This is a genomic window from Klebsiella sp. 141240 (genome assembly GCF_050600805.1).
In the GTDB taxonomy this organism is placed as follows: Bacteria; Pseudomonadota; Gammaproteobacteria; order Enterobacterales; family Enterobacteriaceae; genus Klebsiella; species Klebsiella aerogenes.
Window position 1 is genome coordinate 1 of sequence record NZ_JAQIRK010000034.1, and the last position, 9,528, is coordinate 9,528.

Here is a 9,528-nt window from a genome sequence, read left to right on the forward strand (position 1 = left end):
CGCTGAAAATGCCGGCCTTTGAATGGGTTCATGTGCAGCTCCATCAGCAAAAGGGGATGATAAGTTTATCACCACCGACTATTTGCAACAGTGCCCTTGAATCTATCCGGCGTCTGAATGGGATTTTATTCCCGCGCCTTGATGAGTTCCGCGCCTGATGAACCTCCAGAAAATATACGGCTTCAATGAGCCTTTCCGTTTTACAGGTTCCTCAACAGGCCGGTGGGCCGTTAGTATCATCAATATCAGTATTCGCAAAACCAGATCAGTAATTCTTTAAACCGGTGTATTTCTGCCGTTATGCTACATAAGTTTGCTGTCGTGCCGTTAGGGCCCAGGCTATTCTGGCCAGCTTGTTTGCCAGAGCACAAGTGACGACAAAGTTGCTTTTCCGGCACAGTAAATCCCTGACCCAATCGGCCAATTTGCCAGACTGGTGTTCCAGTTTTTGTATGAATACCCTGGCACATTGAACCAACAAAGTTCGGATCTTTTTATTACCTCGCTTACTAATTCCCAGCAATGTCGTCCTACCTCCCGTGCTGTACTGCCGAGGTACAAGCCCTGTTGCCGCCGCAAAGTCACGGCTGCTGGCGTACTACTTCCCGTCGCCAATCTCAGTTGAAATAGTACTCGCTGTCAGTGTTCCGACGCAGGGAATGCTCAGCAAGCGCTGTCCAACCTCATCTTCGTCCAACTTTCGTTTCAACTGGGATTCCAAATCTTTAATCTGCTCAACAAGATAGTGATAATGCTGTTGTAATTTCAGCAATAACTGGCTGAGGTAAAGAGGCAAACTACTGTCCTCAAGAATGGTACTCAGTCGGCTAATAACGGCAGCTCCTCGGGGAACGCTAATGCCAAATTCCAGCAGAAAAGCATGCATTTGATTGGTTGTTTTTACCTTATCCTGAACCAGGGATTCACGGACACGATGCAGAGCCCGCATTGCCTGCTGAGATTCCGTTCTGGGCTGCACAAAACGCATAGACGGACGCGATGCAGCTTCACAAATAGCTTCGGCGTCGACAAAGTCGTTTTTATTGCTTTTAACGAACGGGCGGACAAATTGTGGTGATATCAGCTTTGGGGAATGCCCCAACTCTTCCAACTTGCGTGCCATAAAGTGAGAACCGCCACAGGCTTCCATTGCGATGGTTGTAGCGGGGCATGTCGCCAAAAATTCGATCAACTTTGGCCGGGTAAATTTTTTACGGTAAACAGCCTTCCCGCGACGATCCTGGCAATGAATATGGAAAGAGTTTTTACCCAGATCGATACCAATGAGCGCAATGTTTTCCATGATAGTTCTCCGAATGAAAGCCTGTCCTCAGCATAGTACCGGGAAGGAGGGAGTGACCATCTCATTAAATATCCCACGCTAAGACTGTTTGCTGTACAAATTGATGTCGACAGCGCGTAATGACCGTAGTCACAGGAACAGCTAATGGTATTGAAAATTGACCCGTAACTGAAACAGCATCGACCCAGCAGCGATGATGTGAACCTTGAAGAACTTTGGGTGCAGCCTCTTATAGCAGCAGTTTTTGCTGTTGTTCCCTTAATAAGATATGCCCTGTAAATACCCTCATGGCTTCATTTATAATACTATTATTAGCTTACTACGACTCAGTCTAGAAACAGCATCATCTCCACTGGGGCTAAAACACCACTTACCGCATGCTTTCATATAACCAGATTTCAGCCCCCTTGAAAGGGACTAATCGCTGTATACCAGCGAGTCTAAAACACCTTGTCCACTATGGACCCCTCCCTCTGTCGATTCAGCTGATTTGCTACGAATTAGATATCCAGCAAAACTGTGCTCAGCACTGGAGGGATTGTTATCTGTCTGCACGGAGAACATTCCAAGTTCGCTTATCAAATCATTCACCTTATGCAACTCCCCTTTACGCACAATCAAGGTGGGCATAGCTCGGGGCTGAGGGTGTAAACGGCGCATCAGCGACCAGGACTGATATTGTTGTGGAGTGAGTTCCGTCAGTTTTGTCAGGATATCCGCACCAAACAGACAATGCCCCCCGCCTTCACCCTGATTTTTGAGAACCCAGGTTTCCGAAGGAGACTCTTTTGCAAGGTTGATACTATCCGGGCTGATGGGTAACATCTCACCCAGTATCGTTTTTGCTATTTTAGCTTCCTGCAGTGTTAATCCAAATGCGACAAACTCGTCGTAACCCAATTGCGAGAGCAGCATTTGTACTCGCTTGCTGGTCGCCAGTTGCTGGCCAACTGTGGCGTTCACTGCAACCCGGTGCTGCTCAATGAATACTCGGGTCGCCATCAGCGCCTGACAACACTCCTGCTCATCGATATTGAATGCTTCATAATCAGAATACTGATATCCGGCACGTAAGTAGACGGTATCAAGTGGGCCTACACCCTCGAGAATGAGCCTGTTGTCGGCGCCTGTACTCAATTGATTATGCAGTTCACGAAAAGTCCTGCGATGCGTTTCGATTCCTTTTTGCTGGAGGGCGAGCTCAAGCAAGTGTTGATCAAACACATTATTTTCATTCTCCTGCACAATCATCAGGAACCTGGCAGGGCCGGGGTCTCCGAACTCCTGCTTAATTCTGCAAGTTGCCTGACAAATCGCTGCTGATAACCCTTCGATCGCTTGATTGTCGACAAGCGCCCCTGTTGCCTGATTCGATAAATCAGAAAAGACAGCGGGATATTGCCGTTGTAGATAGTGATGCAGATCATGTATCCGCTGACCAAACGGCCCCATTCCTGCAGCTATACCATTGAACTCTATAAGCCTGAACCCATCACGATTATCATCCATAAAGTCGCTACGCATAATGAGTAATGGTAATCGAGGAGCATGCCTTGATGATGAATGGATTTGTTGATGCATGTTCAGGAGGGCTGAAAAGAAGGCATTCCCGGCCTTGATGGGATAAATCGCAGAGTACAAAAAATCATGATCCTCAGAAACTGAATAGATTAATTTGCTGAGTATTCCTGTTGCATTCTTTAAGTACTGATAGGATTTACGGCTGATAGGTGTTGGTGTCAGGGTAAACGGGGTATGCACTGCGGAATACGACGATTCCTTGAAAGCAACACCATGAGTTAAGGCCCATTCGACGGCATCATCCTTGAGCTTCTGAACATCAAGAGTACTCATTTTACGTCCCCTGATTTTACCTGGCATATCATTGGTGGTTGTTACTTGGCTATCAGCCTATAAAATTTGATTGATTACTTCAATAGTTCACGTATAGGAAATTGAAAAACCAGTCGATACCATTGTCCACGCCTTATGCCACGTGAGCCTTTCTGCTTTTCCCACCACTCCGGTGGTTTCCCTCTCTGTATGGTCGATTTTTAGGCACTGTTGCAAATAGTCGGTGGTGATAAACTTATCATCCCCTTTTGCTGATGGAGCTGCACATGAACCCATTCAAAGGCCGGCATTTTCAGCGTGACATCATTCTGTGGGCCGTACGCTGGTACTGCAAATACGGCATCAGTTACCGTGAGCTGCAGGAGATGCTGGCTGAACGCGGAGTGAATGTCGATCACTCCACGATTTACCGCTGGGTTCAGCGTTATGCGCCTGAAATGGAAAAACGGCTGCGCTGGTACTGGCGTAACCCTTCCGATCTTTGCCCGTGGCACATGGATGAAAAGCCAAATCAGCGCCCAAAAGGTCTGCACTTGGATAAGCTGGAAACCTTGAATATTTTTGGTGTGCGCGCCAGCTATATGGCGGCATTTAAGGATTATCTGAAGGAAGAAGGTATCACCCCAAGTGATGAGATCATCGAGCTAGACTTCCCGACTCAGCCAAACCTGCCGACCAAAAAATTAAAGACACTGGCGTTAAAGGATGGCTACAAAGACAACCAAAAGTTGGGGTTTAAGCGTACCCACTATCCTTGGTTGTACGAAATCCCAGCCGAGTTTGACGGTAAGATAAAAACACCCGGGATCCTGCTCCTGGCTCTGCTCTCCTGTCTGCTGTTGCCCGCGCCGTCGCTGGGCCTGACGCTGGCGCAAAAGCTGGTTGAGACATTCCATATGATGGATCTCAACCAGCTTTATACGGTGTTGTTTTGTTTGTGGTTCTTAGCACTGGGCGCCATTGAGTATCTGGTGCTGCGCTGGGTGTGGCGTCGCTGGTTTTCGCTCGAACGCTAAACCAGGAAGGGCGCGCCTCAGTGGGCGCGACTGTGGTTCTCTTTACGGTAGGCGCCCGGCGGCAGATTGAAGGTCCGGGTGAAGACGCGGGTAAAGGTCTGTTGCGAATCGAAGCCATACTTCAGGCAGATATCGTAGACCCGCTGATCGGTGTCACGCAGATCGCGGGCGGCCAGCAGCAGCTTCCTTTCGCGAATATAGCGCCCCAGGCTCTCCCCTTTATACTGTAAAAACAGCCGTTGCAGATGCCATTTCGAATACCCGGCATGGCGAGCGATATCATCAATACGCAGCGGTTGATGCAGGTTGTCATCAATCCACTCGACGATAGTATCAATCACCTGAGCGGAAATCGTCATATGCTCTCTCCTCTGATACTGCACTGGCGCTTAGCGCCACCAGGCGTTAAATGATTGCGTCTTATCGGCGACCCACACCGGCTCGCCCTGCACAGGCGTCAGCAGACGCCAGGCCCTTCCTTCGCTGGCAGCCGCCAGCCGTTGATACGGTTCATCCCAGCTGTGTTTCGCCAAAACGAATCGTCCTGCATGCCCAGGCAGCACCGCGCGAGCGCGCAGGTCGTCGGCGGCCTGAGCTGTTTCATCCGGCATCATGTGAATATATTTCCAGTCCTGGTCATACTGCCCGTTCTCCATGATCGCCAGATCGACCGGACCAAATTCATCGCCTATCGCTTTAAAGTGCGGCCCATAGCCGCTGTCGCCGCTGTAATAAATCCCTAAATTCCACGTGTGTTTTTTATTAGCTTCAAAAATCACTATTTCACGAAGAATTTAGACTGCTTCTCACACATTGTAACATTATTTACAACCACCTTTCAATCATTTTTGATAAATCATTGATTTCATCTTTGCTGCAATGATACTTAATAAACTCTGCAAGTTATCCACAGAGCAGGAAAAGTTCGAAGCATTCTTCTTTCAGATGTTTCTAAACACTGGAAATTGAGAGATTTAGCTGATTATCTTTACATGAGCGAGAGCTTAATAAAGAAAAAGCTATTATTAGAAAACACTTCTTTCAGTAAAATATTACTTGATACTAGGATGTCGCTCGCCATTAAATTGTTAAAGCAAAATCATCCGATAAAATATGTGTCTGAAATGTGTGGGTTTAGTAGTACATCGTACTTTGTATGCCTTTTCAGACAATACTATGAGTGTACACCACGTAAATATCTAAAGCATTAGAGAACACCTGCCTTTACTTCCTTATTTTACCAATAATTTCAGCTAAGAGATTTTGATCTAAATGTTCGTTAATCGTTAAGCTTACTTCTGTACATGCCCTTATATAGATGTTCTGAACGGTGTTATTTCTGACAATGGACTTAAATGTCAGTAACGCCATTACACAGTTGGCCAACGCGAACAGCAGTATTGGTCGCAACAAAAAATGAAAGAAAAATCCCCCAAATGAAGGGAAAAAACGGAAGAACAGTCGAACGACAGGCACAAAAAAACCCGACTGGTAATCGGGCTTTTTCGTGTTTTCCAGTCCTGAGTTGGTGGCTCTGACTGGAGGAAGATACTCTACATCCAACATCCACAATATTATGGCACTAGACACCAGTTGTCTAGTTTGACTTCAGATTGTCTGTCAATGGCCATTTCTTTAAATGAATTTTATGCGTGCATCTGTATAATCTTTGCGTTGGCGCTGTACAGTGTGCCTCCCTTGCTTCTAAACCCTGCGCTATCTGGGTATGAACGAATTAAAGTCCTGGCTGAACAAACAGGTGGTGCTGTGTTCAGTGCTCTGGCAGGAGGAAGGTACTCTACATCCAACAATGTGAGAGAGCCGTTGTGACAGGCGATGTATGAGCAAGCAACGGCGACTTCCTCCAGTATCAACCTGGAGAAACGGATGATTAACCTGTTAATCATCGTTCTCAGGGCTGTGGTCGCCGTTGCAAACGCGCTGATTGCAGTTCTGGAACTGATCCGTCAGTTCATCGACTGATGACTGCGGAAACGTAACTAAGGGCAGGAAGTGCACCGCTTCCTGCCCTTTAACAAAGGAGGATTTATGGATTTTATGAGCATTTTGGGGCGCTGTTTACTTCTTCCTTTCCCTGTTGCGATGTTTGTCGGTTGCCTGTTTCCAGGCATTGATGATCGTTTTACTGGAATGTTCATGAGTTTTATTGTCGGTTGTCTATCGTGGTATATCACCAAGCCAAAACCGCAAAAGGCTGAGGTCGCGTAAGCGGCCTTTTTTACGTCTCTCGTTTAATTCCTCGCCATTCTGTCCAGAAATAGTATTGCGGCTAATCAAGCCAATTCCTACGTCTTTTCGCTGTTGCACGATCTAAAAGAAAATATGGGAAAATTTCATGAAAGTATGGTACTAAAGGGTCTTTAATTCCTTTATCTTGTTCCTTCAACTGCACAGTATCTCGTAAAAACCAACAAGCCGGTTGTTTAAAAAACGCTCTTAGCGTAGGATGTTTTCCATTTTCCAAGTGGAACCCAAGTACGATGCCCGCGAAAAAGACAGCCCTCTTATGAAGAGGGCTGTTATCTGATATAGGCTTGTTATGGTCTCACTCTTGATTAATCAGGTGTATGTGCAACCTTGGTGCACACAATCGATTATGCAGCTTGATGATCTGAAGTGTTACCGGAAGTATCTTCGGTTCGTTTTTTGTTTGTGATGGATTCACTTTTATCTCGCAAGGCTGAGTCTATGACGTTAAACACCTTTTCCCACCGAGAAATCCAACCGCATATAGGTTGAACACGACATTTTTCCAGGAAGAAATTTAATAAGTTAGTTTTTTTATTATCTTGCACTTTGAATGGTTCAATTACATCATCGGCATCAACAGATTTTCCTCCGATAAACCACGACGGATGGGTTTCCATTGCGTCAGAAATGAAATCGTCAGGGAAGAGGCCTTCAATAGCAAAACCACTTCTTACAGAAATATAGTCTTTATTTGACTCAAATCTAATTTGTTTTTTACCAAAGTAGCTTTGTAATCTGGTTCTTTCTTTGACCCCAGCTTCATCACCGTCAAAAACAGATATTACGGGGACATCTTTAGAAATAAACTCGTAGCACCCTTTCAAGAATCCCCCAAGTTGACTGACTCCACCAAACTCATCAACTTTAGCACTCCTCAGAAAAGGCCATCTGTTCTTAAACTCATCATCTTCAGATGTCAATTTCAATATTGATTCTATATATTGTTTGTCGGTGATACCTTCAACGAAAACTGCACTACTTGATATGTTAAAGAAATCAGAAAATCTGACCCCAAGATTTTCTCTTATGCTTGCAACTGCATTAAATCTTTTTTCATGCTTTTTATCTTTTGTAACACCGGCGTCATCTTTATATAACTCAATGATCTTACTTGGCTCATCACTGACAAATGATAAGGAATGAGTTGTAATAAGAACATAAGCAACATCCATCAGTGATTTGAAAATGTGATTACATGACCGGCCTAATGAGGGATGCAAGAAAGACTCAGGCTCCTCAACCATCCAAATCGTTTTCTTACCTAGAGTAAGTTTTCTCTCTGAAATAGATTTAAATGAAGAAAATAAAGATAAGCATTGTAGCCCCATACCTTTACTCGATATCACATTCTCAATAGTATCTTTTATTGAAACCTCAAAGCGACCAAATAACTCATCAAGAGATGGCGGAGCTTTAATAATAAAGCTACAGTCATCTATACCGCTTAGAATCATTTCATTTGTTATCTTTTCAGATACTTCCAACAGTTTATCATGAATCACTTGAACCGATGTTTTCATGGCTGAAGCTACTTCACTCCTAACATATGGAACTAATAGATTATGATATATATCATCAATACTTTTTGACGATGGTATATACACACACTCAAAACTAGAAAGTATTTTTTCTATGAACCTTCTTTCAACAGATGTATACATGGAGGAAGTTACTTCAGGTTTCCTCTTGTAACCTTTAAAGACAGTGTAAAAGTAATTGTTTTTATTAGATATTGTCAGATGTACGGTCACTTCGTTTTGAGGTGACTTTAACCTGGAGTCATCAATCATGTTAAACAGCTGCAAATATCTATCTCTCAAACTTAGCTTTCTGCCTCTTGATTGAGTTGGTTTTGATTCTTGTTGTTTAGAGCTGCCATCATCAAATGAAATAGAATTACTAGGCTCTTCTTGCTCCCCTAAAACACCAAGTTCAATAATCGAGTCATCATCGTCATCATCATCGTCTTGGCTCAAATCCTCAGAGACATCATCTAGCTCACTTTCAGAAAAAGTAAATCTTACAGCAAAACTAGTTTGTCCTTGCTTAACACCATGTGGCTTATCTTTTTCATAGTCATATAAGTCAGGATTAAATTTTCCTTCAAAAAAAACCCTCATAGCTTTTAATAGGTTTGTTTTACCACTGTTGTTTTGCCCAACAATGGTTAATCCATTAAAGTTATCAGAGGATATCTCCCCTGAAATAGACCTATACTGAGAAACTTTAAATGATACTATTTCCATTTTTCTTCCTACGATAGAATATTGCTCGGATTATCGACATTTTTTCCCAAGGCTTTAACTGTCTTTCGCTACTTGGATAAATGGCTCTTCCTCCACTGTTCTGCTTTATTTTCGCCAGAAAGCCCACCATGCATGTTGTTTGTCCTGAAGTGCTGCTTTATCCTGAAGCAATTCAGCACTCACTGCCCCCTGAAGCACAGAAACGGCGTTTCTCGCGGCATTGCGACAGGAATCAATAACCTCTGGTTCGTTGGGCTTTCTGAGCAGGATAAATTGCGATACTTTGGACTGAGTATCAAAAGCATAGATTCGCAATTCAGGGGAGGATGTCAGGCTTACAATATTATGCAACCGCATATAATTGGTGTAGTCCTTGCTACTTGGATCACATGATTCATAAAGATATTTCTGCATTAGCGTTTGCGATGAAGAAAGAAAATCTATATAGCGGTCAGTTTTTTTATCTATATCCCGCAGTCGCTGAGCTATTGCATCTTTTCTTATTTCGTGGCAGTGTGTTAATTTCAGTGTAATCCAGCCACCAACAATGGTGATTAATGCACCCAGCCCAATTTTAACGGCATTATCAGCCACATCTACCCACTCAGTTGCCATCTGTTACGTGTTCTTCCTGTGATGATCATGGTCGCTAGTATAATTCTCCGGCTGACTGGACATACAGCATTTTCTGTCCAAGATTAATAACCTCGAACTGCAACTACAATGCCGCAGATGATGCAAAGGGGGAGCCCGCAGAATTCGGAAAAAATCGTACGCTAAGGTTTTCCGGGCATCCGTAAGGGCCGAAACTTCCCGTCTTCCAGTCTGCGGCTCTGCC

At 44.3% G+C, this 9,528-nt stretch carries 7 protein-coding genes and 4 pseudogenes; 5 read left to right on the forward strand and 6 right to left on the reverse strand.

Annotated elements, in window-relative coordinates; all coding sequences use genetic code 11:
* Nucleotides 1-298 precede the first annotated feature (298 nt).
* Nucleotides 299-1,303: pseudogene (locus tag PGQ95_RS25835) on the reverse strand (IS110-like element IS4321 family transposase).
* A 417-nt stretch (nucleotides 1,304-1,720) separates the two neighbouring features.
* Complete coding sequence (locus tag PGQ95_RS25840) at nucleotides 1,721-3,157, reverse strand: glutathione synthase (RefSeq protein WP_000105383.1); 1,437 nt, start codon at nucleotides 3,155-3,157, stop codon at nucleotides 1,721-1,723.
* A 266-nt stretch (nucleotides 3,158-3,423) separates the two neighbouring features.
* Here PGQ95_RS25840 and PGQ95_RS25845 point away from each other — a divergent pair.
* Nucleotides 3,424-3,660, forward strand: a pseudogene (locus PGQ95_RS25845) (IS6 family transposase); the annotation flags it as partial.
* A 264-nt stretch (nucleotides 3,661-3,924) separates the two neighbouring features.
* The gene (locus tag PGQ95_RS25850; RefSeq protein ID WP_065809026.1) at nucleotides 3,925-4,173 is read left to right on the forward strand and encodes a DUF1158 domain-containing protein; all 249 of its coding nucleotides are present in this window, start codon (nucleotides 3,925-3,927) and stop codon (nucleotides 4,171-4,173) included.
* Between the two features lie 17 nt (nucleotides 4,174-4,190).
* Here PGQ95_RS25850 and PGQ95_RS25855 read toward each other — a convergent pair whose 3' ends face one another.
* Both PGQ95_RS25855 and PGQ95_RS25860 read right to left on the reverse strand, forming a co-directional pair.
* Nucleotides 4,191-4,532 carry a RamA family antibiotic efflux transcriptional regulator gene (locus PGQ95_RS25855; RefSeq protein WP_004202492.1) on the reverse strand — a complete coding sequence of 114 codons (342 nt, stop codon included), beginning with the start codon at nucleotides 4,530-4,532 and terminating at the stop codon, nucleotides 4,191-4,193.
* A gap of 30 nt (nucleotides 4,533-4,562) precedes the next feature.
* A pseudogene (locus PGQ95_RS25860) lies at nucleotides 4,563-4,910 on the reverse strand (MBL fold metallo-hydrolase); the annotation flags it as partial.
* Between the two features lie 177 nt (nucleotides 4,911-5,087).
* On the opposite strand from PGQ95_RS25860, the pseudogene PGQ95_RS25865 reads away from it, so the two are divergent.
* From PGQ95_RS25865 to PGQ95_RS25875, 3 genes and pseudogenes are all read left to right on the forward strand, one after another.
* A pseudogene (locus tag PGQ95_RS25865) lies at nucleotides 5,088-5,384 on the forward strand (helix-turn-helix domain-containing protein); the annotation flags it as partial.
* A gap of 676 nt (nucleotides 5,385-6,060) precedes the next feature.
* Nucleotides 6,061-6,156, forward strand: a complete 96-nt coding sequence (dqlB, locus tag PGQ95_RS25870; RefSeq protein ID WP_000609149.1) for a DinQ-like type I toxin DqlB — start codon at nucleotides 6,061-6,063, stop codon at nucleotides 6,154-6,156.
* A gap of 66 nt (nucleotides 6,157-6,222) precedes the next feature.
* A complete protein-coding gene (locus PGQ95_RS25875; protein ID WP_000347021.1) occupies nucleotides 6,223-6,402 on the forward strand; it encodes a hypothetical protein in 180 nt (59 codons plus the stop codon).
* 386 nt (nucleotides 6,403-6,788) lie between these two features.
* On the opposite strand, the gene PGQ95_RS25880 is transcribed toward PGQ95_RS25875, so the two are convergent.
* On the reverse strand, nucleotides 6,789-8,690 hold the full coding sequence (locus PGQ95_RS25880; RefSeq protein ID WP_065311127.1) for an AAA family ATPase: 1,902 nt from the start codon (nucleotides 8,688-8,690) through the stop codon (nucleotides 6,789-6,791).
* Nucleotides 8,691-8,795: 105 nt separating this feature from the next.
* A complete protein-coding gene (locus PGQ95_RS25885) occupies nucleotides 8,796-9,305 on the reverse strand; it encodes a peptidase M14 (RefSeq protein ID WP_065311128.1) in 510 nt (169 codons plus the stop codon).
* Between the last annotated feature and the right edge of the window lie 223 nt (nucleotides 9,306-9,528).

Bases quoted from the DNA above. Each gene is read 5' to 3' on its own strand.
- dqlB (WP_000609149.1), top strand. From the start codon at position 6,061: ATGATTAACCTGTTAATCATCGTTCTCAGGGCTGTGGTCGCCGTTGCA.
- PGQ95_RS25885 (WP_065311128.1), bottom strand. From the start codon at position 9,305: ATGGCAACTGAGTGGGTAGATGTGGCTGATAATGCCGTTAAAATTGGG.
- PGQ95_RS25880 (WP_065311127.1), bottom strand. From the start codon at position 8,690: ATGGAAATAGTATCATTTAAAGTTTCTCAGTATAGGTCTATTTCAGGG.
- PGQ95_RS25840 (WP_000105383.1), bottom strand. From the start codon at position 3,157: ATGAGTACTCTTGATGTTCAGAAGCTCAAGGATGATGCCGTCGAATGG.
- PGQ95_RS25855 (WP_004202492.1), bottom strand. From the start codon at position 4,532: ATGACGATTTCCGCTCAGGTGATTGATACTATCGTCGAGTGGATTGAT.
- PGQ95_RS25875 (WP_000347021.1), top strand. From the start codon at position 6,223: ATGGATTTTATGAGCATTTTGGGGCGCTGTTTACTTCTTCCTTTCCCT.